At 71.1% G+C, this 22,446-nt stretch carries 16 protein-coding genes; 1 reads left to right on the top strand and 15 read right to left on the bottom strand.

All coding sequences use genetic code 11. From position 1 onward, the window contains the following. Window positions 1–144: 144 nt before the first annotated feature. Complete coding sequence (locus tag ABZT17_RS00930; RefSeq protein ID WP_356342039.1) at window positions 145–1,020, top strand: hypothetical protein; 876 nt, start codon at window positions 145–147, stop codon at window positions 1,018–1,020. Window positions 1,021–1,061: 41 nt separating this feature from the next. Here the strand turns inward: ABZT17_RS00930 and ABZT17_RS00925 are convergent, their stop codons facing one another. The 15 genes from ABZT17_RS00925 to ABZT17_RS00855 all read right to left on the bottom strand — a co-directional run bounded on the left by ABZT17_RS00925 (window position 1,062) and on the right by ABZT17_RS00855 (window position 22,301). After that, entirely contained in the window at window positions 1,062–2,855 is a 1,794-nt protein-coding gene (locus ABZT17_RS00925) for an AAC(3) family N-acetyltransferase (protein WP_356342037.1), read from the bottom strand. Next, window positions 2,852–4,108: an FxsB family cyclophane-forming radical SAM/SPASM peptide maturase gene (locus ABZT17_RS00920; RefSeq protein WP_356342035.1), complete on the bottom strand. Its 1,257-nt coding sequence runs from the start codon at window positions 4,106–4,108 to the stop codon at window positions 2,852–2,854. The genes ABZT17_RS00925 and ABZT17_RS00920 overlap by 4 nt, the downstream gene beginning before the upstream one ends. 96 nt (window positions 4,109–4,204) lie before the next feature. Then, window positions 4,205–8,173: an FxSxx-COOH system tetratricopeptide repeat protein gene (gene fxsT / locus ABZT17_RS00915; protein ID WP_356342033.1), complete on the bottom strand. Its 3,969-nt coding sequence runs from the start codon at window positions 8,171–8,173 to the stop codon at window positions 4,205–4,207. After that, complete coding sequence (locus ABZT17_RS00910; RefSeq protein ID WP_356342031.1) at window positions 8,163–9,464, bottom strand: TIR-like protein FxsC; 1,302 nt, start codon at window positions 9,462–9,464, stop codon at window positions 8,163–8,165. The genes fxsT and ABZT17_RS00910 overlap by 11 nt, the downstream gene beginning before the upstream one ends. 161 nt (window positions 9,465–9,625) lie before the next feature. After that, complete coding sequence (fxsA, locus tag ABZT17_RS00905) at window positions 9,626–9,796, bottom strand: FxSxx-COOH cyclophane-containing RiPP peptide (protein ID WP_356342028.1); 171 nt, start codon at window positions 9,794–9,796, stop codon at window positions 9,626–9,628. A 109-nt stretch (window positions 9,797–9,905) separates the two neighbouring features. Beyond that, window positions 9,906–10,517, bottom strand: a complete 612-nt coding sequence (locus tag ABZT17_RS00900; RefSeq protein WP_356342026.1) for a hypothetical protein — start codon at window positions 10,515–10,517, stop codon at window positions 9,906–9,908. Then, window positions 10,483–11,325: an FkbM family methyltransferase gene (locus tag ABZT17_RS00895; protein ID WP_356342024.1), complete on the bottom strand. Its 843-nt coding sequence runs from the start codon at window positions 11,323–11,325 to the stop codon at window positions 10,483–10,485. Before ABZT17_RS00895 ends, ABZT17_RS00900 begins: the two co-directional genes overlap by 35 nt. Next, entirely contained in the window at window positions 11,322–11,546 is a 225-nt protein-coding gene (locus tag ABZT17_RS00890) for a Trm112 family protein (RefSeq protein WP_356342022.1), read from the bottom strand. Before ABZT17_RS00890 ends, ABZT17_RS00895 begins: the two co-directional genes overlap by 4 nt. Further along, window positions 11,543–12,472: a hypothetical protein gene (locus ABZT17_RS00885; RefSeq protein WP_356342238.1), complete on the bottom strand. Its 930-nt coding sequence runs from the start codon at window positions 12,470–12,472 to the stop codon at window positions 11,543–11,545. Before ABZT17_RS00885 ends, ABZT17_RS00890 begins: the two co-directional genes overlap by 4 nt. A 14-nt stretch (window positions 12,473–12,486) precedes the next feature. Continuing rightward, entirely contained in the window at window positions 12,487–13,224 is a 738-nt protein-coding gene (locus ABZT17_RS00880) for a class I SAM-dependent methyltransferase (RefSeq protein WP_356342020.1), read from the bottom strand. Beyond that, a complete protein-coding gene (locus ABZT17_RS00875) occupies window positions 13,221–14,606 on the bottom strand; it encodes a condensation protein (protein WP_356342017.1) in 1,386 nt (461 codons plus the stop codon). The genes ABZT17_RS00880 and ABZT17_RS00875 overlap by 4 nt, the downstream gene beginning before the upstream one ends. A gap of 4 nt (window positions 14,607–14,610) precedes the next feature. Beyond that, window positions 14,611–19,179 (bottom strand): alpha-(1->3)-arabinofuranosyltransferase family protein, encoded by a 4,569-nt coding sequence (locus tag ABZT17_RS00870; RefSeq protein ID WP_356342015.1) that lies wholly within the window; start codon window positions 19,177–19,179, stop codon window positions 14,611–14,613. Further along, window positions 19,176–19,973, bottom strand: a complete 798-nt coding sequence (locus tag ABZT17_RS00865) for a class I SAM-dependent methyltransferase (RefSeq protein ID WP_356342013.1) — start codon at window positions 19,971–19,973, stop codon at window positions 19,176–19,178. Before ABZT17_RS00865 ends, ABZT17_RS00870 begins: the two co-directional genes overlap by 4 nt. Then, window positions 19,970–21,121: a glycosyltransferase family 4 protein gene (locus tag ABZT17_RS00860; protein WP_356342012.1), complete on the bottom strand. Its 1,152-nt coding sequence runs from the start codon at window positions 21,119–21,121 to the stop codon at window positions 19,970–19,972. The genes ABZT17_RS00865 and ABZT17_RS00860 overlap by 4 nt, the downstream gene beginning before the upstream one ends. Window positions 21,122–21,314: 193 nt before the next feature. Beyond that, entirely contained in the window at window positions 21,315–22,301 is a 987-nt protein-coding gene (locus ABZT17_RS00855) for a DUF3068 domain-containing protein (protein WP_356342010.1), read from the bottom strand. Between the last annotated feature and the right edge of the window lie 145 nt (window positions 22,302–22,446).

Genomic DNA, 22,446 nt, shown 5'->3' with positions numbered 1-22,446 from the left:
GGCCCTTCCGGTTCCTGCCGTCGATGCTGGGGCTTCACCGAAGGGGAAGGTCAACAGGGTTGCGGCGGTTGCGGACCGGCTGGTTAGCCTGCGGGCGGACAAGAGTCACAGAAGTGCCGGACAAGACCAGAACGGAGCCCCACCGTGCCCCGCGTAGCCCTCGTCACCTACGACCCCCGCCCCGAGCCCAGCAAGGACCGCGACCTGCCCGTCCTGCTGGAGGCCCTGCGCGCGGCCGGAGCCGAGGCGGACGCCCTGTGCTGGGACGACGTCGAGGCCGACTGGGGCGCCTACGACCTCGCCGTCATCCGGTCCACCTGGGACTACAGCTGGCGGGCGGCGGAGTTCCTGGCCTGGGCGCAGAAGTGCGCCGCGCTGACCCGGCTGGCGAACCCGGTGGAGGTGGTGCGGTGGAACACCGACAAGCGGTATCTGGGTGAGCTGGCGGCGGCCGGCGTACCCGTCGTGCCCACCCGCTATCTCGCGCCGGGCGACCCCGCCGACCTCCCCGACACGGGCGAGTACGTCATCAAGCCGACCTCCGGAGCCGGTGCGCGATACGCCGCGCGCTACCGGGCGGACGAGCGGGAAGCGGCCGTACGGCATCTCGCGCGCATGCATGACGAGGGGCTGACCGCGATGGTCCAGCCGTACATGCGCGGCATCGACGCGTCCGGCGAACGGGCGCTGCAGTTCTTCGGCGGCCGCCTGCTGCACGCCAGCCGCAAACGCGCCGTCCTCGCCCCCGGCACGGCCTTCGACGCGGCCAAGGTCGCCCACCCGGACCTGGAGCCCTGGACCCCGACCCCGGCCGAACTCACCGTCGCCGAACGCGCCCTGGCCGCCGTACCGGACGCCCCGGAGCTCCTCTACGCACGCGTGGACCTCGTGGACGGGGAGGACGGCCGACCGGCGGTCATGGAACTGGAACTGGTCGAACCGAACCTGTTCCTGTTCCTGCATCCGGGGTCCTTGGAGACGGTACGGGACGCGATCCTGGCGGCGGCACACCGTTCATGACGGCACGGGCGGGTGCGCCGGGAACCCCTGTGCCCGAGACGTCAGTCCCGGGCGAGCCCGTCCGCCAACCGCCCGACCGCGAACGCGACGGCGTCCCCGAGGTCGAACAGCCGGCAGTCGGCGTGGCCGATCCGGCCCGAGCGCACCGCCCCGGTCGCCTCGTATCCGGCACCCACTTCCGCGAACGACGGCACGACGTCCGAGTGCCTCCGTCGACCGCGGCCTGGAATGCGGTACTCCGCCAGATGGAAGGCGGTGCACACATCGAAGCCGACGCCCATCAGCAGCACCCGGGCGTGGAGCTTCTCCAGCCTGCCCAGGGGGGACTCCTCACCCAAGGCGCAGTCGGGGAAGTGGCCGGAGGTGAGGTACTCGGCCTGTGCGCCCAGCGCCGTGAAGGAACTGTGCGGATGGGCGCTGCGCAGGGCGGCCGGCCGGGTCCGCACCGCCTCGGCGAGCACACCGACACCGAAACTCGGTGCCGTGTCCTTCGCGGGCACCGGCATCCGGGACGGAGTCTCCTCCGGGTGCTGAGGCGGCGCCGCGGGGCGACGACTGGCGGGAGGGTCGTCAGGTGCCGGGGTGTACACCACGAGTGTCCCGTTCGGGCCGACCACTTCCAACAGCGCGTCCACCACGGTGTCCGCGCCCTTCGCGACGGGTCCCACGGTGCTCAGCGCGGAATGCACCAGGACGGTGTCTCCGTCCCGGAGACCCAGGCGACGAAGGTCGGGAACGAGGTCCGCCCTGTTGCGCAGAACGCCTGCCGGCACAGGCCGACGGCGCACGGCTCCGCGCAGCTCCGTCACGAACTGCCTGCCCGCGGGGAGGAGTTCTCCGCTGCCGAGCAGCGTGTCCACCGCCGCATCGGTATGTTCACGCCAGACGCGGTGTTCGCGGCGAGCGCGGGCGCCCCCGGCGCCGGAGGCGCACTCGGTACGCCAGAAGTCCGTCACGCCGAGATGCGCGTACGTCCCCTGGAGAAGCGCCCCCACAGGACGTGGATCAGGCCGCCACGGGGCGTGGTAGCGGGCGTCCGTATGACCGCCGTGCAGCGGCAACAGGTCGAGCAGGGCGCCGAGTTGGACGTGCAGGAACTCATGGACCAGGGTCAGGGCGAGCAGCACCGGGTCGGCGGGGAGGGACGCGGCGACGGCGCCGAAAGCCCGGCGGGCCGCTGAACTCACCTCGGTGCCATCGGGGTTGGGGAGCAGCGGAACCAGCGTGGTGAGGCCGGCGGCGATGGCTTCCGCGTGCCAGGGGTGCCGGCGCACGAGCACCGTCCAGGCGGCTCGCAGAGCGCGTGTCCACTCCTGAACCTGCTCGGCGGTGAGGGGTTCGGCGAGCGGGTGGCCATGGATCTCCCGGAAGGGGCCGCGGTCGGCGAGACGCAGTTCGAATCCGTTGCCGTCACAGGCGAGGTGGACGCGATGCCACGGTTCGGGGCCGGGGGGCGACGTCAGTTGTTCCAGCCACCGCAGATCAGTCGGCAGACCGCTCTCCAGTGCCGTGAGAGCCCTGGTCAGTCCCTCGTCCAGGTAGGGCCGCAGCATGATGTCGCGCCAGGCCGTACGGTCTCGCCGGTTCAGTTCGACCAGGCCGCGGTACGCCGCTTCGGCGACGCTCTCCTCCGGTCGGCCGCCGGCGGCCTGGCGCAAGGCCCGCAGCATCAGCGTACGCTTGCTGAGCTGTCCGCCCCGAAGCAGGTTCACGGCGGTCGCGCCGCCGCGGGCCCGGGCCAGGGCGCTGAAGACGGGCGCCGGGACGGTGTGCCGGACCAGAGCCTCACCGGGATGCGATGGGCCGCCGCTTCGCCGATGTGTCGCTGTGCTCATCGGGACGCCTTCCCCGGGGATCTGGTCAGTTCGGCCACGTCCCGGCGCAGCCGGGCGCCGATGTGGTCGACCAGAACCGCCAGGTCGTCGCAGTACACGGAGGGCGCCGAGAAGACCGGGGCGGCCCCGGGAGAGTAGCGGTGGGCGTACAGACCCCCACCGCAGACGCGGGAGCGGACGCAGGAGCGGCAGACCGCACCGAGCCCGGTGAACCCACGCTGTCTTGCGCGGAAGGCCGGATGAGCGGCGGCTTCCGCGAAGGTGTTGCGCAGCACGTGCAACCCGGTCGCAGGGGCGCCCGGGTAGCTCACCTTGAGGGAGTCGGCCTGCTCGATCGCCCCGTCGGTCTCCACGACGACGAGGTCTACGGGCGCCAGCCCCACCACCTCGCTGCGGGCGGTACCGCCGAGCAGCAGCACCATGATCTCCTCGAACAGGCGAATGCCGGTCTCCCGGCGAGGGGCGCCGTACCAGCGGTCGAAGACCGCGCACAGCCAGTCGGCATAGGGGGTCGGGCGCCTGTCGGCACCCGGTGCGGGCGGCGCCGAGGGCGGAACCGTCCGGGTGGCGAGGCCGGGGGGCGGGGATTGCCAGGTCGCGTGCGGCAGCAGGAGGTCCAGCCGAGGAGGAGTGAACCCCAGCAGCGCCTCGTACGTCTCCAGCGGATCGGTGGTGGGGTCGACCACGCACAACAGGCCGGCGAACAGGTGCTGATGGGCCGGGGTCGTCAGCAGTTCCAGCGCTCGGGCGGTGGCGGCGTGGCTGCCCGACCCGTCGGGCCGCCGCCGGTGCCGGTCGTGTCCGGCCGGGGTGCCGTCCAGGCTCACCCCGACCCGCACCCCGTGACGATCGAGGACGGGCAGCAGCCGAGGGTCCTCGGCGAGCCGGATGCCGTTGGTCTGCATCGTGAACCGAGGCGCGGCGACCCCGGCCAGAGCCTTGGTGACCGTCCCGAGGAGTTCCTCCAGGCGGTCCGCCCCGACCAGCAGCGGCTCACCGCCGTGGAGCACCACGTGCACCTCGGACAGTCCTTGTTCCCCGGCGTGTTCGGCCATCAGACGGGCCGCCCGTCGCACCGTCCCGGGAGCCATGGTCCGCGGCCGTTGCCGCCAGCTCTGGTCGGCTGCCTCGTACATGTAGCAGTAGGTGCAGGCCAGATTGCACCTGCTGTGGATCTTCAGCAGGAACTGCCGGAAGGGCACGGACTGTTGCCCGGCGTCCGGTGCGAGGGGCGGGGCGCTGGTGGCGGACATCGGCATCGATCGCTCTGGTACGGCGGCGGAGGAAAGAGGCCATCATAGGGACACCGTGAGTGCCGTGTGACGCGCGGGACGGATGACATCGTCTGATCAGGTGGTGGGCGGTTCGATGTCCGAATCGAGACGTTTCCCGGACAGTATCGTCCGGGTCGTGGGATGGGCCTCGCCCAGCTTGTCCCGGGCCCTTCGCGCGGCCTCCGCCACCAGCTGCCCCGCCTCCTCGGCATGCCCGAGCGCGCCCAGGCTCAGACCCAGGTTGGAGGTGATGCTGATGGTGTCGTAGTGGTCGGGGCCCAGGATGTCGAGGAAGTAGCGTCGCGCCCGCCGGTCCCATTCGGTGGCGCTTTCGAGGTCGCCGGCCAGGGCGAGATCGTTCGCGTGATTGATCATGCAGCTGAGGCTGTACGGGTGACTCTCTCCCACGATCCGCGTCATCTGGTGCAGGGCCTGGTGGGACAACTCGCGTGCGGAGTCCGGACTGCCTGTCAACCGCCGGTACACGGAGAGGTTGGTGGAACAGGCCAGAGTGACGGGATGTTCCGCGCCCAGGTAGGTGCTGTAGCGGTCCTTCGCCCGCTCGGCCAGCTGGCGTGCCCGCTCCGGCTCGCCGAGCGCCGCCAGGTCGCACGCGAGACCGACGGCAGCGGCGAGCGTGTCCGCGTGCTCCGTGCCGTGTGCCTCGACGTACCGGGAGTGGATGTCCTCGTCGATCTTCCGCGCCTGTTCGTAGTCCCCTGCCCGGCGCAGGGCCACGGCGAGGTTGCGGCGGATGCGCAGCGTCTCCGTGTGGGTGTCCCCGAGGGTCTGCTCGAGCAACTGGACGGTCGTGCGCAGAAGTTCCAGGGCATCCCTCAGGTTGCCCGTCTCGCGCAGGTCCCGGGCGTAGTTGCTGCCGAACTGCAGGGAGTAGAAGTTGTCCCGGCCCCGAGCGTCGGTCTGCTGCCGGTAGGCGTGTTCGTGGAGGGCAAGGGCCGCTCGGCGATCGCCCGCGAGGTACTCCGACATGCCGAGGTTGTTGGTGTACATGAGGGTGCGCGGGTGGTCGTCACCCAGGGTCCGCAGCGCCCCGTCGAGGGTCTGACGGTCGAGTTCCCGTGCCTCCACGTAGCGGCCCAGCGCGCGCAGGTCGGCGGCCACGTTCCCGGCGGCCGCGAGCGTGTGCGCGTAGTCGGGTCCCTTGGTGCGCTGGAAGCGCTCGAAGGTGTCGAGATCCGTCTCGTACGCGTTCCCCAACTGCCCCTTGGAGCGCAGGACATTGCCGAGCTGGATGCGCAGCATCAGGGTCTGCGGGTCGTCTGGGTGCCCGATGTCGCACACCTTCCAGCGGTTCAGTGTGCGTTCGGCGAGTTCCTGGGCGTCGGTGTGCAGCCCGCGCTTCCACAGGTAGCGCACTGAGTCGGTGACCCACTTGCGCACCTCGGGGTCCGGGCTCTCGGCCGCCAGGCTGGGCCGCAGATGGGGCAGCAACTCGGCGTAGCGGTCCCAGTCCCCGGGTACGTCGGGGTCGCCCGGGGCCGCGTCCACCAGCGCGGCGTGCACCACATCGCGCGCCTGCGGTTTGCGTTCGTCGTCGACCTGATCGCGAATGACCGCCTGCACCAGCCGGTGCACGGTGAGGGTCTCGCTGCTCTGGTCACTCTTGGCCAGACCGAACCGGTTGATCGCACGCACGAGTTGGGCGACGGCCATCTCGTCGCGTGGCTCACCCGAGGGCAGGGTCAGCGCCTTGGTGACGGCCTTGCTGTAGAGAAGCCGCAGCGGGATGGGATCGGGGCCGAAGAAGGAGCAGATCTCCAGCATCTCCGCCGCCGCCTGGTTGACCCTGCGCAACTCGTCCACGGCCAGACGCCAGGTCGCCGCGGCGGAGTGGGGGTAGTCCCGCTCCGGTAACTGGGTGGTCTGCAGCACCTCGGTGAGGCGGTCCTTGAGCAGCGCCAGATAGGTGGCCACCGGCATGCTGCTCTCGCTCAGCCAGACCGCGGCCTGGGCGACGGCCAGCGGCAGGTCGCCCAGTTCCCTGGCCACCTCCTCGGCGTCGGCGGCCGTGAGTCCGGTGTTGAGGCGGTGCAGCAGGTCGGTGCTCTCCTGGCGCTGGAACACCTCGACCTCGACCAGCCCCGCGTCGTTCACCCAGGTACGGTCGCGGGAGCTGAGCAGGACATGACCGCCGGGTGGCCCGGTCGGTATGAACTCCGCGAGCTGTTCGGGTCGTCCCGCGTTGTCGTAGACCAGGAGCCAGCGGTCGAAGGGCTCACCCCGGCGCAGCGCCCTCAGTACCGACTCCGCCGTGCTCGCCATGTCCTCGCCGACCTCCAGGCCGAGGCGCGGCGCGAGATCGGCGAGGGCCGGACGGATCAGACCGGGCTGGGCGGCGGTGACCCACCAGACCACGTCATAGGCCGCTTTGAACCTATGTGCATATTCTTGTGCGATTTGCGTCTTTCCTACCCCGCCGAGCCCGTAGAGCACCTGTGTCGTGCTGCCGGCGGTGAAGCCGTTGCGCAGCCGCTCCAGGAGAAAGCCCCGGCCGGTGAACGAGACGTTCCTGGAAGGGACGCGCTGCACCGCGGGAGACGTACCGGGAAACGGCGGCGCGGGCGTGCCGGTGGCCGGGACACCGCTGCCCGGGACCCGCGTGCGGCGGACGGGGCCGACGACCGACAGCAGATGGGATTCCGCCTCCTCGGGACCGCAGTGGGTGAGGTCGGCCGCGAAGCGCCCCCTGAAGGGGTCCCGGGCGGACGCCTCGAACTCCTGGACACGTACCGCCAGCAGTGACCCGTCGGCACTCTCATGGCCTCTCAACTGGGTCCAGATGTCCAGTGCACGCGGCTGCACCATGTACTCCGGGGAGAGCAGGGCGAGCACCCGTCCCCGCCCCTTCAGCACGGGGACGACCTCGGGCAGCGTCCCGGTGGCCGGCTCGGCGGTACTGTGCAGCGACACCTGGTATCCGGCGCCCTCCAGCCGCGCCGCCACCCATTCGGCCCACATGCGGTCGGCCGGCGCGTAGCTGACGTGGACGCGCGGCCATGACGTCCTCGGGTCGAGGTAGGTGGCGCGCATCCGCAGCCGGTCCTCCTCCGGATGGGGGACGAGGGAGCGCACTTGGCCATCGGTGATCCACGCGGTGAGCCGCTCGAACGCCGCGAGCAGGTTGCCCGGCTGGGAGGGCCGGTCCCGGACCGTGGCCGGGATCTCGGCGTAGGCGTAGTACTTCTTGTAGGGAATCTCGACCTCTCCCCAGTACTGGTCGTGCTCCGAGTCGTCGAGCCAGGACAGGAACGGCCCGAACTCGGCACGGGCCAGGTCTCGGCCCCATTCGAGCAGCTCCTGCTCGCCGTCCTCGACCCGCATGGGCACGGGGAGGATGCGCACGGGGTGGCGTACCTCCGATGCCACCGACTGGGCGACGTCCAGGCCGCCCTCGATGCTCTGGTGGTTCAGGACGAACCCGTCGACCAGCACGTCCGGCATCAACGTGGTGCAGATCCCCGAGATGTCGCTCACGCCCGTGCGGCTGTCGATGAGGACGTAGTCGTACGAGTCCTTCATCTCTTCCCGCAGCACCTGGAGGAAGGAACCGCCGCCCAGGCGCTCGTAGAACGCGCGCCAGTTGAAACTAGTGACGTCCGCGGAGTACGAGGGAGACATCCGCCCCGCGGGGAGGAAGTCGAGCCGGCCGGCCGCGGGGAAGCGCAGGTCCAGTCCGGTGGCGCGGGGGCCGAGCCGTGCGAGCGAGCGTAGTTCCTCGTCACTCATCACGGCGCTCCCGGCGCCGGGTTCCAGCGGCCCGGGGCGCATCACCTGTCCGACGAAGGAGTTCACCATGTTGATCAGACCGTCGGTGTCCCGCAGCTTCGGATCCAGGAGGAAGGGGCGCAGATACCGGTGCAGTCCGGGAGCCTCGAGGTCCCAGTCGACCAGCAGCACCCGCTTGCCGTTGCTGGCCATGATCCAGCCGACGTTGACCAGGGCCATCGTGCGGCCGGTGCCACCTTTGTAGGAGTAGAAGGTGACAATCCTGCCGGTGTCCTGAGCCTCGGTCTCAGTACTCATCGTCCTGGTCCTTCCGCGGGGGCGTACGGCCCGGCGGCTCGGTCGGGTCGTCGGTGCGGGACGGAGGTGGGTACGGGACGCTGAGTCCCGGCATGGGCGGTGCCGACGGACCGGCGGGCAGCCGGCGCGGTACAGCCTTCTCCATGAGACGGTTCTGCGCGACGACCACCATCCGCGCCAGCCGGTCCTCGAACCGTTGCCGTTCGACCTGGACCTGGAACAGCGGGTCATAGGGGTCGTTGCGTCGCATCCAGTTGCGTCTGAAGACCTGCTGGAGGTCGGTCCACAGCTTCTCGTCACCGGACTCCTCGTCCGTGTCGTGACACGGGACGAGCACTCCGGTGACGGGGTGGTTCTGCCGGTCGTAGTCGGACAGCGGAGCGCGGTACCGGTTCTCCCTCGCGGCCCACGCGTCGACCAGCAGAACCGACGTCTGGTTGTTGTTCATGGCCTCGTCGAGTTTCTCACCGAGACCACCGTCGACGACCTCGAGGCTGCTGGTGCAGCCCTCGTCGATGATCACCCGCTGAGCCCGGTAGGCCACGGTGGGGTGGACCGGAGGGTGGTAGGGGGTCCAGTCGAGTGGTGAGGGCCCGTAGTACTCCCGCCTCCGTCGGCCTGTGGGCAGGGGATCGGTGACGCCCGCGGCGATGAAGACCCGGACGTGTCCGGTGCTACGTCCCCCCGGTCCCGTGGGCTCTCGCCCCTCGAACGGGCTGCGCACGGTCTTCAGGTCGAGGCCCTGCGCGCGGGGCAGCCGGAAGAGATCGGCGACGTGCCGCACCCTCTTCGCGACGACTTCCAGGACGGCACGGTAGGCCCGGCCGCCCGGAGCGGAACGCAGCAGTCCCATCAGACCCTGCTCCAGGTACTCCTCACCCATGGCCGGTTCGAAGTACTGGTACCTGCTGATCTCCGGAGGCATCGCATGGTGCAGGGGAACCCACAGGACCGGTATGAGCGCCGGTACCTCGATGTCCGTCTGCTCGCGGTACTTCAGCAGCCGGGATTCGAAGGCGGCCCACTCCTTGCCGCAGTAGAGACTGTTGACGTACGCCGGCGAGCACAGGGCCACCAGGGCACGGCAGTGCCCGATCTCGCTGCCGAGCGCGCTCTCCCAGTCCATGCCCAGGCCGATGCGCTCGATGTCGAGGAACGGCTGCTGACCACTGCAGTCCGCGCCCAGACGGGCCAGTTCCTCCACCAGATCGTCGTAGAAACGGCCCACGAATGCGCTGCCACGGTCGTCCCGGCGCGCGTAGCTGAGGAAAAAGTACGGCTCTCGCTCCAAAGCACCCCCCGGCTGCCGTATCCGGCCGCAGGCGTTTCACCGCGCCTTTGAGCCGGGATACGTGCGTGGCAACGTGATACCCCGATGGGCCGGGGCTCAACTCCCGGTGAGGGGACGGATCGTAGTTGGCCGAAACGTGGCGCGGAGGGTCCTTCGGAGGGTCAGAGAAGAGCCGATGTGAACGCGGCGTAGCTCTCGCCCGACGGGAACCGCACATCGTGGAGCACCGCCGCCAGGACCGTGTCCGGCAGGTCTTCCAGTGCGTCCATGGGCAGGTCGGTGATGTCCACCAGGTCCGAGACGTACTCGGGACCGCTCGTCTCTCTCAGCACCTGCAGTGCCTTTCTACCCCGCACGCTCCGTCTGTGGAGTGTGCTCGTTCTCCGGTGCCACGCCGGGGCACCGGGCGACAGGACAGAGCCTAGTCCCAGACCGGCTTTCTCACGTATTTTCGACCGCCACCCGCTGCAACAACCCCCAAGTGAACTCCGCCGCCACATCCCTGCGCACCCCCTTCCCGTCCGGTGCCCTGAACGCCAGGCCCCAGCGGGTCGGTGCCGTGCCCTCCAGGGGGCGGGCCGGGGGAAAGGCGTGGGCTGCCTCGTCGACCGTGCAGGACCAGGGGGTGAGGTCGTCGAGGGTCTTGAGGACGGGGGCCTGGGCGCCCGGGGCGCGGACCAGCCACTCGTTCCACACGGCGCCGTTCGGGGCGAGGAGGACCTCGAAGCGGAGGTCGGGCCAGAGGGGGAGGGGCCAGAGCCAGGCCTCGCAGTCCAGGTCGCCGATCCTGCGGCGGACGGAGGACTCCGGCGCGCCCAGGATCGAGCGATAGCGGGACGCGGCCGCACGCGCGCGGGGCGAGTGCAGCATCGCCTGCCAGCGTTTGTTCGCCTCCCGCATGTCGGCGATGGAGACACCCAGCTCGTGCCGGGCGTCCTCCACCAGGTCCGGGTTGTGGTCGGCCATCCGGCGCAGCAGGACGAGCTGGAAGTCGAGCGGGGTGAACGGCGTGGACGCGCTACCGGGGCGCTTGGCGGACGACATGACTCCCATGGTCGCTCACAGCACTGACAGTGCCGGGTCGGCGGCCGTCGGGGAGGAAGAGGACCGAGTTGATGTAGCGGGGGTGTCTGCGGAAGGGGAGGACGCGGCCCAGCAGGCCCTGGGAGACCACGTGCTGGGCCGCCGCCTGATGCTCCTCCAGGGGGAACTTCGCCAGCGGCACCCAGGAACGGCCGGGCAGCACCCAGCCGTCGTAGCCGAGCAGCGCGAGGTAGGTGACCACGGGCGCGATCGGCTGGATACGGGACTCCAGTTCGACGAAGAGCGCGGGACGGTCACGCGCCAGCACACCCGTCGCGCCGCGCAGCACGGCCAGCTCGTTGCCGTCCACGTCGATCTTGATGAAACCGACGTCCCGCAGTCCGAGTTCGTCGAGCGTGACACAGCGGACGTCCAGCGCCTGTCCGTGGATGTCCCGGCGGACCAGCGAGGACACGCCCCGGTCACCGGCGTCGTCCGGTGGCAGCCAGAGGCGGGCGATGCCCGGGCGGTCCGTCGCGGCCGCCTGGACGACACGGACGTTCGGCGGGGCGGCGGCGGTGAGGAGGCGGGCGAGGTGCGGGACCGGTTCCACGGTCACCACCTGGCGCGCCCGCTTCGACAGGCGCCGCGTCCAGGGGCCGTACCAGCCGCCGACGTCCACGGCGGTTCCACATCCGGCCGGACACAGCTCGGCCAGCCGCGCCAACTCCGGTTCGAAGCGCGGATACACGGCCCGGGCGGTGGCGGCGACCAGACGGGTGGGGAGCAGCGGGGCGAGACGGGCGGCGAGGGTGCGGGGCGGGGTCGTGGAGGTCACTGCGCCATCCGCTTCAGCAGAGCCTCGTGTTCGTCGTCCGACACCTGCTCCCCGGAGGACGGCAGCAACTGCGGGATGCCGTCGACGATCGGGTAACGGCGGTGCAGACGTGGGTTGTAGAGGGCCTCCGGTGCCTTGGGGCCGTCGGGCTTGACGAGGTGCAGCGGGCCCTTGTCCAGCGGGCAGGCGAGGATCTGCAGCAGCGGGTCGTCGGGGTTCATGGCGGCGTCAACTCCTTGGCACCTATGGGGGGTTGGGGTGGGGCGGGCGAGGGCGCGGGGTCGTGTCTGGGCATGGCCAGCAGTACGGAGACGGCGAGCGCGGTGCCCGCGAGGCGCAGCGCGAGACGCACGGGGTCGTGGGGCAGCGCCTCACCGAACGAGAGCGTGCCGATCACCGCCGTGTACAGACAGGTCACCGTCGTGCACACCGGCACGATCAGCGAGGCCCGGCAGCGCTGCAGCGCGGCCTGCGACAGGACGAGGCCGAACGCGCCGGTGAAGAGCAGGAGATAGGGGTACGGCGACTTGAGTACGCCGACCACCGCGCCCGACAGCCCACTGGTGGTGAGGTAGCTCGAAACCCCTTTGATCGCCAGGGAGCTGACCCCGTACAGCAGGCCCACCGCCACGCCGTACTCCACGCCGGTGGTCGGCGCCCGGTGCCGGTGCCGGGCGCGGCGCTCGGCGGCGCCGTAGAGCCAGACGCCGGCGGCGAGCGAGGGCACGCACACCAGGAGGATCAGCTGGTAGGGGGCGCTGCGGCTGACGGTGTCGGCGTGGGTGCCGGCCTCCTTCAGGGAGAGCACGACCATCAGCAGGGCGGCGAGGATGGCGCCCAGCGCGTACCGTTCGCGGCCGGTCGTCTCCTCGCCCAGCAGCCGGGCGGAGAGCAGCACGAGCAGGACCAGGCCGGAGACGAAGATGCCCTGGGCGGCGGCGATCGGCAGGGTGCGGTAGACGACGAGCTGGGCGCCGAACCCGGAGGCCAGGGCGAGGGAGCCGCCGATCCACAGCGGGCTGCCGAGCACGAGCCGCAGCAGTCGGGCGGGCCGGCGGATCGTCACCTCCGGCAGTGCGGTGAGCGCGCGTTTCTCCAGGACGAAACCGAGGCTGTACAGAGTGTTCGCCAGCAGGGCCGCGGCCACTCCCCACCACATGGCTAGGTCCTTCGCGCGTGCAGCAGCAGGATCGACGCGAGGGACGGTCTGGCACAGGCCAGCCGGTCGAGGGGGCGCAGCGGACGGGGCACGCCGTGGAAGGGTGCCCCGGCCAGCCGTACGACCTCGAAGCCGGACGCGGCGACGAACTCCCGCAGCGCACGCGCCGTGTAGAGCCGCAGATGGCCCACGACCTCCTTGCCGGGGCGGCCGTGGACGGCGCGCAGGCTCACCTCCGAGAACACCGGCTGCACCCCGGCCAGCAGCAGTCCGCGGTTGTACCAGGCGGCCAGGTTCGGTGTGGACAGCATCAGATGGCCTCCCGGGCGCAGGACGCGGTGGATCTCGTCGAGGGCCGCGTCGGGGTCGACGAGATGCTCGACGACCTCGCTGAACAGCACGGCGTCCGCGGAGGCCGACCTGAACGGCAGCCCGCCGCCGGTGAGTTCGCCGCGGACCGTGTGCGTCAGACGGCCGCGGGCGCGGGTGAGGGCGTCCTGGGACCAGTCGACGCCGATGAGGTGGTGCCCGGGCAGCAGGGGGCGGGCGGTCGCCGCGGCCGAGCCGTCACCGCAGCCGATGTCCAGGATGACCTGGGGCGCCCCGGCGCCGTCGGTGTCCAGCGCGGCGGCCAGCATGCGGGCCTGACGGAGGCTGCGGGCGGCGCCGGAGGCGACGGGGACGGACGGGTCCTCGTAGAAGTCGCGCAGTTCGGGGGGTTTCACGGGGGCCGTGGTCACGGGGTCACCTCCGTGGTGTGCAGATAGTGCTCGAACAGGTCCCTGAGATGGGCGCCGTCGCCATGGCTGAGCAGCGCGCGGGACCAGCGCAGGGCGAGATGGAGGCGGCCGGCGGTGGAGGCGGTGGTGACGGTGAGGCCGCGGGGCATCCGGGCCGGCGCCGAGAACCAGACGGCGTGCGCACGGCCGGCCCCCTCACCGAAGTCCAGCGGGTAGGGGATACGGCCGATGTTGCTCAGCAGGGTGGTGGAGGTCCAGGGCCCGGCGGCTCTGCGCAGCCCTCGGGTGAGCGCGGCCCGCCAGGCGACCGGGGTGACGGGCGCGGTCAACAGGGATGCCCCGTGGCCGAGTTGGGGGCGGGGCAGGGACTTGAGGGCGCGGGTGCGGGTGGCCGTGCGGTGCAGGAGGCCGGGCATGTCGGCGGGCGCGTGTACCGCCAACTCCTCTGCCGAGAAGGAGACTTCGACCAGCCGGGTGCCGTTGCCGATCGGCATGCTGGTGTCTCGGGGGCGGTCGTCCACGGGCATGGTGATGCGCAACGGGCGGGGATGGGCGCCGTGTTCCCTGTTCCAGTGGGTGAGGGTCAGGGCGGTGGCGACCATCAGCTGGTCGTTCACGGTGTAGGGGGAGCCCTTGGGGCGGTGGGGGAGCGGGAGTTCGGTGACGAGCAGGCCGTTGCCGGGGGAGGGCTCGGGGGTGCCGGGGGCGACCCGTGCGGGTGGGGACCAGTTGGAGGGGAGGTCGACGGGGTCCTGGGCGGCCTGCGTCGCCCGTACGGGAGGCGCGGCGGGGGAGTTGTCCCTGCCGCCGTAGATCTCGGCGGCGGTCGCCAGGATGCGGAGGCAGGCGGGACCGTCCAGGGCGGTGTGGTTGACGGTCAGGAAGAGGACGGTCCCTTCGGGCTGTCGGAGCGGGGATTCGTCCTGGCGCGGTGCCACACCGACGGCGTCCGTCGCCTCGCTCCCCTCCACCGGGCCCGCCCCCTCCACCACCTCCAGCCTGATGGGCGGGGAGAGCGTCAGCGGGGGCGCCGTCGTCAGGGCGCGCGTCCGGGCGTCCCGCAGCGCGCACCGGCCCGCCGGCAGGAAGGTCACCACCTCCACGTCCGGCTCCGCGGTCAGCTCCCACTCGTAGCGGCGCCGGAACCAGCCGCCGGGGGCCTCGCGCATCAGGATGCGGGGGTGGCGGCGCAGGGCCGCCACGAAGGCCGTACGCAGGCGCTCCCGGTCGAGCCGGCCCGGCAGATGGATTTCGATGTGGACCGTCTCCGGCTCCTCCTCCTGGAGGCAGTGCCGGGAGACCTCGTCCACCACCGGGAACGGGATCCGGGCGGGCTGCCGGGCCGGCCCGCCGGCGCGTGCGGGATGTTCGACTGCGGTCATGGGATCAGCCCCTCCCCGTGTCGTCGTCCGGCTCCCGCGCCGCCTCCGACCCGGCCGGCCGCGACCCGGGCTTGCGCAGCGGGATACGCGCGGTGGGCGCATCGGGCCCGGCGGCACCGGGCCCGCGCGCGGAGACGGTGGGACCGGCGTCGGGGCGGGTCTCCGGTGCGGCGGTCCCGGTGGGTTGATCGGGTTCAGCGGGGTCAGCGGATTGAGCGGGGTCAGCGGGTTCAGTGGCTTCGGCGGTTCTGGGCGGCTCCGCCCTCCCCGGAGCCCCCGGAGTCCCCGGAGCCCCCGGAGCCCCTTCGGGAGCCGCTCCTTCGGCCTCCTCGTCAGCCCCCGGCCCGCTCTCCCCGCGCCGGCGCCGGGGCAAGGGGCGCGTCGGTGCCTCCGCGCTGTACCCGGGCCAGGGGCCGGATGCGGTCACCGGTGGCAGTACCGCCGTACGGCCCGGTCCCTCGTCCGGCTCGCGGACGCCTACGAGTCCCGCGAACAGGCCGATCAACGCGAGGAGTTGGGCCGTATGACCGAAGGCTCCGTGGCCCGCGCCCACCGGGTCCCCGGCGCCGATGGCCGCCGCGATCCCGGCCCCGGCGAGGGCGACGAACGCGAGCGGCACGAGGAGCGCGTGCCGGCGGGACGCCAGCAGGGCCAGGGCCGGGACGAGCAGGGCGAACCAGCCGGCGATCACGATGCCCACCGCCGTCAGCACCACCGCGCCCAGCCACAGCCCCGGCAGCGGCGGCACCGGTTGCGGCGCGTCCGTGTTCGGTTCGCGGCGCCGCCACACGACCAGGCCGACCAGCACAGCGAGGCCCACCGCACCGCCGATCAGCCCGCCCTTGTACGTCGTCGAGGGCCCGTACGACAGCTTGACCGTGCCGCCGGATCCGGCCGGGACCTGCCAGCCCTGCTGCCAGCCGTCGAGCCGGACCGGGGTCAGCTCCTTGCCGTTGAGGGTGGCCTTCCAGCCGTCGTTGTAGTTCTCGTACGTCGTCAGGTACGTGGCCGCTCCCGAGCCGACCGTCACCTCACGGCGGTCGCCCAGCCAGTCCCGTACGGTCAGTTGACGGCTCTCGGCGGTGGGCTCGGTCACCGTGCCGTGTGTCAGCGTCACATCAGTGAGGGTGAGGGGGCCCGCGTCACCGGCCTCGACCCGGTGCGCACCCGCGGTCAGCTCCAACTCGCTGTCGCTGCGCCCTTGCTGGCAGAGCGTCACATCAACACGCCGCCGCTCCACCAGGTCCTCGGCCGTCCCCTTGACGCTCGTCTGGTAGAGCTTCCCGTCCACCGCCACGTCCGGCCCCTGCCCGCACGGCAGCGAGAAGGTGCGCGACGGGCTCGGCTGCGGGGTGCGGTACTGGTTGAGAGCCGGGATGTACACCTCGTTCAGGCCCACGGGGAGTTGCAGGTCCTCGTCGGCGACCGGGTTGTGGAGGGTCAGCGGGGCCGTCCGGGTGATCGTGATGTCGAGGTGGTCCGTGGTGATGGGATCGAAGCGGACCACGCCGTTCTCGTCGACACCGGCGATCGTCGCGCCGTCCGGGGAGCTGATGTCGACCTGGGTCGCACGGGTCGACAGTCCGCCCGCCGGCGCCAACACCACTTCGCCGACGGCCTGTTTGCCAGGCCAGGAGAGGTGGAGGGTCGGGCGGTCGCCTGCGATCCACGCAGTCGTCAGATCACCGTCGGTGAGGTTGCGCGCCGACAGATCCGCGCCCAGAGAGGCGGTGGAGTCGGCCGTGATGACGATCCGGCTCTGCTGGTCCGGGGCGACCCGGTAGAGCAGCTTGTCGAGTTCCGCGCCGCTCACCGGCACCGCGTTCGCCTTCATCTCGTACGTCCCCGCCGTGGCCGTGGTGAAGCGGCGGTGCAGGCCCGCCTCCGTGCCGGTCGCGGAGAGGCCGGTGGGGTCGGGGGTGCGGTGCAGGGAGATCTGGGTGGCGTCGGCGTCGGTGGCGCCGTCCGCGTCGGAGGGGAGCCGCAGCAGCCGGGTCACCTGGATGTGCGGGAGGGCGATCTCGGAGAATCCGGCGCCGGTCAGACCCGAGTGCCGTTCCACCGAGTCGACGATCGTCAGCTTCATCCAACCGGTCTCCCCCGCCGGGGCCTTGATGGACTGCGTCTGCCCGTTGGGCCGCAGGAAGCTGGTCCTCGTCCCCTTCTCCGTCTGCACCCGCACCTTCGTCGCCGCCGACCGCACGCTCTGCTGCGGCAGCGGGGTCACCTTGAAGGACGACGGCATGTCGTAGGTGCCGCTGAACCCGATCCGCAGCCACTGCCCGTCCGCCGAACCGGGCGCGCCCTCGGCCCACGCGGTGCCGGGGTTGCCGTCGAAGGCGTTCACCGGGTCGTATTGCGGGAGGTGGAAGAGCCAGTTGCCGCTGGAGGAGGCGGTCACCGAGCGGGCACCGCGCAGCTGGGCGACCGTCTGGTGGGCGATGCCCTTGGTGGGGAGGATCTGGTGCGGCGCCCGGCCCGCGTCCTGCACCGCGTCCGGCGCGTTGCGCTCCGAACTCGTGTACGTGTACGACGTGTTGGCGCTGACCAGGCCGAACCTGGTGTCCGCCCGGCGCAGTCCGTCCCCGACGATCTGGAGGGCGGGGGTGCCGAGTCCGGGCGTGTTGTCGCCGGTGAGGACGGTGGCCCGGCCGCGCAGTTCGGAGGCGAGCGGCAGCAGTGCCTCGGGGCCGCCGGAGACCACGGCCGTGTCGGAGACGGGCAGCAGATGGGCCTGCCCCGGCCGCGGGACGTCCTTGTCGGAGGGCTCGTAGATCTCGACCGCCCGCTGCCGCGGATACAGCCCCTCCACCTGGAGGGGCGCGTCATGCGCGATGACACCGCCGGTCATGACCGGTCCGAAGCCCGTCACCCGGGTGTATCCCGACTGCTCCAGCGTCCGCTTCACGGTGGTGGTCGGCACCGAGCCGATCTGGTTCGGGTCGAGGTCGTTGCGCACGACGACGTAGTAGATGCCCGCCCGGCTCAAGTAGTCGGCGAGTCCGGGGACTTGGCCGCCCGAGGTCAGCGCGTCCTCCACGGCGTCCATCGCGCGCCGGTTGCCGGGGGTGCCGAAGGGGACGTAGTCACGCTGAGCCCAGCGGGACTTGGCGAGGACGTCGAGGGGCTGGTCGATGGGGGAGCCCCAGCTGTAGATGCCGTGCGCGGTGGCCGGGACGACCAGGGCACGGGAGTCGGGGGAGTACTTCTCCAACCAACTCGCGGTGGTCTTCCAGTACTTGGGGAGTCCCTGGAAGGAGCCGGGGTTGAGGATCGACCCGTTGAGGTACGGCCACAGCAGCCCCGGCAGGATCAGCACCGCCGCGATCAGCGGGGCGAACCGGCGTCCGCGCACCGGGCGTGCGCCGCGCGGCTCGGTGGCGACCCCCACCAGATGGGCGAGACCCAGGACCAGGGCGAGCGCCAGGCCGGTCTGGAACTTGTAGATGTTGCGGAAGGGGACGAGAGCGCCGTTCAGCCAATCCTGCACTACCCCGTGGAAGGGCGCGCCGAACGCGCCGCCGTACCCGGCGAGCAGCACCAGCACACAGGAGACGACGGTCAGCACCAGCCACCGCCGCTCCGGCATGTCACGTCTCGCCAGTCCCGCGAGGCCCAGCCCGGCCGCGAGCGCCGAGCAGAGGATGACGACCACCGACGCGGCGACCGTCCAGCCGGCCGGCAGCCAGGCCTGTCCGAAGTGCAGATAGGCGACCCAGTTGCCGGACCCGCGCAGCGCCTCGGTCGCCGACATGGTGGCCGTCGTGGTCTGCGAAGTCTCCACGTACGGAAGGAAGTTCTCGCCGTAGACGCCGAGCATCAGCAGCGGTATCCACCACCAGGCCGTCGCCACCAGCACGCCCGGCACCCACCAGGCGATCAGCTTGCGCTGCCGTGGGCCGGGGGGCCGGGACAGCAGATACAGCCCGACCGGCAGCAGGGAGGCCAGGGTGGAGGCTCCGTTGACCCCGCCCATGAACGGCACGACGAGCGCCGAACGCAGGGCCGCGACCCGGGCGCTGTACCGCTCGTCGACCAGCGGAAGCAGCACCCACGGCAGAAACGCGCCCGGCAGCGCGGCTGCGGAGGTGGACCCGATGACGATCGTGAACACCGGCCACAGCGCGTACACGACCCCGGCGAGCAGCCGCGATCCGTCACTGCCGACGCGCAGCCGCTCCGCCAGCCGCAGCGCGCCCCAGAAGGCGACGGACACGATCAACGACAGCCACAGCCGCTCGGCCAGCCACACCGGCAACCGCAGGGCGTGGGCCAGCCAGTAGAACGGCAGCATCGGCCACAGATAGCCGGCGTACTGGTCCTGAATCCCGCCGAAACCGCCCTGGTCGTGCCAGAGCTGCCCCAGGTCGGAGAGGAACGCGCCCGGGTCGACCGTCACACCCAGTTTGGTGTCGAAGGTCTGCCGGCCCGGGTGCACCACCAGGAACAGGACGAACACCACGGCCCAGAACCCGACCAGCCAGCGCCGCGACCGCGGGCCCTCGGGCGGGCCCGAGGTGGCCGCGGTGGTGGGGACGGCTGCCGGAGGAGGAGCCTGGACCGTGGTCGTCATGGGGGACACCGCCGGAGAATGAGGAGGAGGTTCCAGGTGGCCAACTCCCTTATGCCGGGCGCCTTCACGACGGTCTCGGCGAGGAACGGCCAGTAGCGGGAGCGCGCCGAGACGACCGTGACGTCGTCGCGGGCGCGGACCTGCCGCAGGGTGGCGCCGATGTGCACGGCGAACAGGTTCTCGCCGAGGGTGTGCTTGGCCGGTCTTCCGGTACGGCGCCGGTAGCGGGCGCGGGCCCGTTCGGCACCGAAGTAGTGCCAGGGGGCCCACTCGTGGCCGCCCCAGGGGGACAGCCAGTTGGTGAACGACACATAGATCAGCCCGCCGGGCCGGGTGACCCGGGCGAGCTCACTGAGGAACGTCTGCGGATCGGCGACATGCTCCAGCACATTGGAGGAGAAGGTCACATCGGCGACCCCGTCGGACAACGGCAGCAGATAGCCGTCCGCGACGACGGCTCCTTCGGGCGGTTTCGCACCGAGTTCGGTCACATCGGGTTCGAAGAGGTACGCGTACGCGCCCCGCCGCCGGAACTCCGCGGTGAAGTAGCCGCTGCCACCGCCCACGTCGACGACCGTGCGCCCGACGACGGGACCGTCGTAGGCCTCGACCTGGTCGGCGGCGTCGTGGGCGAGGAGGGAGTAACAGGTCTCCGGGTCCTCCTGCTCATGCCGGAAGGCCCGAAAGAGGGCGAGAGAGCGCTGAAACGACGGATCTTTGTAGCGCCGGTCGGCTGAGAAGGGGCGCGGGGAACTGCGCGACCGGCCACGACGGCGCCGCACCCGCCCCCTCATGGCTCCCAGCCCCTCACCGCCTCGGCGGCCACCGCCCGAAACTGTCTGACGGTCCGATGCCAGCGATACCGGGCCGCCCGGTCCCGCGCCGCCTTGCCCATCGCCTCACGGCGATGTCCCGACAGGGCCAACGTGCACCAGGCGGCCGCGAACGAGGACTCCCCCTGCGCGAGAACCCCCGTCTCCCCGTCCACCACGGAATCCCGCAGCCCGGGCACGTCGAAGGCCACCGCCGGCGTCTGACGCGTCGCGGCCTCGGTCACGACCAGACCCCAGCCCTCCACCGCGGAGGGATGCAGCAACAGCCATGCCGCGCACAGCAGCCGGTGCTTCTCCGCCTCGGACACATGGCCGGTGAACTCCACGCCAGGACCGGCGAGTTGCTCCAGCCGTCCGCGTTCCGGCCCGTCGCCCACGATCACCAGCCGGCCGCCGGTGACCGGCCGCACCCGTTCCCAGAGTCTGAGCAGCAGATCGATCCGCTTGTACTCGACCAGTCTTCCGACGGCCACGAACAGCGGCTCGGAGTCCTTGGGCAGCAGCGGCCCCGGCTCCTCGACCCCGTTGTGGACGACCCGGATCCGGTCCCGCGCGACACCGAGCGCCCGCAGGGCATGGGCCGTCGAGGGGGAGACGGCGACCAGCAGGCTCCGGTGCTGCGCACCGGTCAGCGCCCACTGTTCGAGTCTTCGCCCGATCCGCGCGGCCGGTGTCAGCGCTCCGCCGAACCGCATCTTCCACAGGTCGGAGTGGACATGGTTGACCAGACACACGGTGGGGCCGTGGTGCCAGAGGGGCGCGAGATACGGCATCCCGTTGCAGACCTCGACCAGCAGATCGGTCTCGCCGACCTGGCGGGCGAAGGCGGAACGGGCGCGCAGATAGTGGGCGAACTCTCCGCCGGCCGACACGACCCGGTAGTCGCGGAACGCGGCCGGCCCGCCGCAGATCAGCGTCACCTGGTGGCCGAGGGCGGTCAGGCCCTCGGCGAGCCGGTCGACCAGCAGCTCCGAGCCGCCGGCGGCCGGGTTGCCGAGGTCCCGGTGGGCGAGGAACACGATGCGGCGCGGTTGTGGGGGGAGCGCCTGGAGGTGCTGCGGAGCCCAGGGGTGGGCCGCTTGCAGCGGGGACGGCACGTGCTGGGGCATGGGTGCTCCAACTCGTCTCGGGGTGCGGAACTCAGTGGTGGCTTTCTGGACTTGCTGTGGGGGGACTGAGCTCTTCGTCGGTGTGGGATGTGGACTCGTTGTGCGGGGTGGGGTTGGACAGTTTTCGCCCAGCCGTCCGCCGCGGCTACTCACCGAGGTGACAATTTGCGGCTTTATTAGAACTGACGTCATGTCACATCGTGAGTTGGGGCTCCGGCAACTCGGCCATTTCCTCCGGTTCCGGGCGCTTGCGCCCGCGTACCACCAAAACGCCACCCACCACCGCCAGTACGAATCCAGCCACAGCGGCGGTTATCGGCAACGTCTGTCCCACCATGCGCAGTTGACCGCTCTCCTTCTTCGCCAGTTTCACCTGGGCCTTCTGCGTCGCGGTGGTGAACCCCAGCTTCTTGCTGTCCAGGAGCAACACGTCGTCGTACTTGTGCCCCGGGGCGCGCAGCGTCCGGCGCGGTCCGACCTGGGCGTAGAGCACCCGGCCGGTGCGCTGGTCGACGACCAGCTCGATGCCGTGGTTGGAGTACCACTCCTCGGCCAGGACCTGCGGTTTGTCGTTCTGGCCGACCAGCGCTCCGGGGACGAGACGTGTTCCGATCTTGGTGGGCGGGACCGTTCCGGTGAACCGGTAACCCGTGTACCCCTGGATCTTCCTGGTACCCGCGTAGTGCAGCACCACGGTGTCGTCGAGGGAGTTGTCCCACCAGGTGTAGGAGCGTCGTTGCACGTCGAAGGGGAACTTCAGATAGGCGTCGCCCTCGAAGTACGGGTTCTCCTTGCAGCAGTGCACCGGCTGGTTGGTGCGCCGGTTCGTCACCCAGCGATTGACGAAGAACTCCAGCGCGTCATGCGGATCGGCGGCCGGCAGGGTCTTGTCCGTGTCGACCGTCGTCGTCACGTCCCACACCGCCCGCCCGCTCTTCTCGCTGTCCGCGACATTGCCGCGCACCTGCTGGGTGACGGTGATGCGTTTGTCGTAAACGGTGTCCAGCTCGTCGGTGTCGAAGTAGGCACCGGTGCCGCGGTACACGGCCGTGGTGTCGATGTCGATCGGGTTCACGGCGGCCCTGGGCTCGACGTACCAGACCAGCAGCGGCGCCAGGACCAGCAGAAACGTGCCGAGTCCCAGCAGGATCAGGGAAAGAGGGGAGGCTGTACGGCGCATCCGGACACTCCTGGGGCGTGGTGACGGAGTTCGGGCCGTTCTATGGGCCGCAGACCGTAGGCTCCTCTTGACGAAAGTGTCAATGCCTGTCGAAACTGGGCCGACAGGCAGGGGTGGGACACCGGGGTGGGGACGACCTCCGGAC

It is taken from the genome of Streptomyces sp. NPDC005648, assembly GCF_040605395.1.
Classification (GTDB): Bacteria; Actinomycetota; Actinomycetes; order Streptomycetales; family Streptomycetaceae; genus Streptomyces.
Note: the sequence above shows the minus strand (reverse complement) of the source record. Positions and strands in the feature narration are given on the sequence as shown.

Coding starts and splice junctions, on each gene's coding strand:
- ABZT17_RS00925 (WP_356342037.1), bottom strand. CDS start 2,855: ATGAGCACAGCGACACATCGGCGAAGCGGCGGCCCATCGCATCCCGGT.
- ABZT17_RS00920 (WP_356342035.1), bottom strand. CDS start 4,108: ATGTCCGCCACCAGCGCCCCGCCCCTCGCACCGGACGCCGGGCAACAG.
- fxsT (WP_356342033.1), bottom strand. CDS start 8,173: ATGAGTACTGAGACCGAGGCTCAGGACACCGGCAGGATTGTCACCTTC.
- ABZT17_RS00900 (WP_356342026.1), bottom strand. CDS start 10,517: ATGGGAGTCATGTCGTCCGCCAAGCGCCCCGGTAGCGCGTCCACGCCG.
- ABZT17_RS00890 (WP_356342022.1), bottom strand. CDS start 11,546: ATGAACCCCGACGACCCGCTGCTGCAGATCCTCGCCTGCCCGCTGGAC.
- ABZT17_RS00875 (WP_356342017.1), bottom strand. CDS start 14,606: ATGACCGCAGTCGAACATCCCGCACGCGCCGGCGGGCCGGCCCGGCAG.
- ABZT17_RS00870 (WP_356342015.1), bottom strand. CDS start 19,179: ATGACGACCACGGTCCAGGCTCCTCCTCCGGCAGCCGTCCCCACCACC.
- ABZT17_RS00865 (WP_356342013.1), bottom strand. CDS start 19,973: ATGAGGGGGCGGGTGCGGCGCCGTCGTGGCCGGTCGCGCAGTTCCCCG.
- ABZT17_RS00860 (WP_356342012.1), bottom strand. CDS start 21,121: ATGCCCCAGCACGTGCCGTCCCCGCTGCAAGCGGCCCACCCCTGGGCT.
- ABZT17_RS00855 (WP_356342010.1), bottom strand. CDS start 22,301: ATGCGCCGTACAGCCTCCCCTCTTTCCCTGATCCTGCTGGGACTCGGC.